Raw genomic sequence first — 1,163 nt, 5'->3', positions numbered from 1 at the left:
AACAGTCGCACTCCCGAGGACACACAGTGGACGGAACTTTCTCTGATTCTTCGAGACTCTACGCAGGGCGCGGAAATTCACATCGATCCAGTTGCGACGTCGCCGCTTATTCTTAAAATCCGGTCGCCCGATGCCCGCTTGGCGGAGCGAGCAGCGATATTTCTGAGCGAAAGAACAAAAGGCAGCATTGAACAGAGCATGCCTGGTTCGCAGTCTTGAGCGTCCGCGTCGGGGCGGCAGCTGCCGAGATCGGACCGTACCGTGCAGCCGTCAAGTACAATCGGCAGTTGTCGGCCAAGAACGGACAGTCATTGCATGCACGATCAACTGGAACTGAGCATGAGTTTTTCTGAAGAATTTAATGGTTGGCTTGTCTCAGCGCTCGCTTCAGAAGTGCCAAAGACTGTGGTCGCGTATTCATTTAACCTCTTCGAGCTACCTCCTGGAGATGCAAAATATGGCATCGAGCTGATCGGGGCAGACGAGTTTGACACGGACAATTCCGACTGGGCTTGTAGTGAGATATGGGTGGCAAATCCACGCTCGATTTCTATTCCCAGAGCGTTTGCCGACGGGGCCTGGGAAGGATGCCTGGACGATGTTAGGGGGCTCCTGACGAGCACTCTCAGCACGTCATCGGCTACCGCCTCAAAGCTGAAGGACGCAAGAGCAGTGGCCATCGGGTTTGTCGATGGTGACTTAGAGTTGATTTGGAAGCGCTAATCGGCAATCGCCTCCAAGCAGCGGCCATTGGCAGTGATCGGCCAGGAACGGTCATTCCCTGACTCTAGGAGCGTGATGGGTTACGAGTACAGAATTTCGACCGAAATATTATCCCCAGAGGTCGCGGACAGAATACTGAAAGCAGCCGGCAATGGGGCTGCGATCCCGGTAAATGCTGGTTACGAATACAGGGTGGCAGGGAGCCTTGGTTTGCCTAGTGCCTTCGCATCGGTTGAGGCTTACGGTTTCTATGTATGCGCATACGGGACGCATGGGCTATGTTCGGAAGTCCTCGGATACATCGTGTCCTCAGCGGCTGCGTTCGGAGCGGTGCGCCTGGAAGAGTCAGAATAATTTTGTCCAGGGCCGCCACAAGAGAACCCACACTTCGAGAATGTCCGCTCCGGGCGGCACTTGCCGGGATCGGACGGTACCGCAGC

At 55.4% G+C, this 1,163-nt stretch carries 1 protein-coding gene and 1 pseudogene; both read left to right on the top strand.

Annotation, left to right across the window (positions count from 1 at the left end; all coding sequences use genetic code 11):
- A pseudogene (locus tag C7C56_RS29315) lies at positions 1 to 219 on the top strand (hypothetical protein); the annotation flags it as partial.
- A 96-nt stretch (positions 220 to 315) separates the two neighbouring features.
- Complete coding sequence (locus C7C56_RS11495; RefSeq protein ID WP_146204436.1) at positions 316 to 723, top strand: hypothetical protein; 408 nt, start codon at positions 316 to 318, stop codon at positions 721 to 723.
- Positions 724 to 1,163: the final 440 nt, after the last annotated feature.

Origin of the sequence: Massilia glaciei (assembly GCF_003011895.2) — a bacterium.
Taxonomy (GTDB): Bacteria; Pseudomonadota; Gammaproteobacteria; order Burkholderiales; family Burkholderiaceae_D; genus Telluria_A; species Telluria_A glaciei.
This window is presented reverse-complemented; position numbering and strand designations above follow the sequence as displayed.

Bases quoted from the DNA above. Each gene is read 5' to 3' on its own strand.
- C7C56_RS11495 (WP_146204436.1), top strand. From the start codon at position 316: ATGCACGATCAACTGGAACTGAGCATGAGTTTTTCTGAAGAATTTAAT.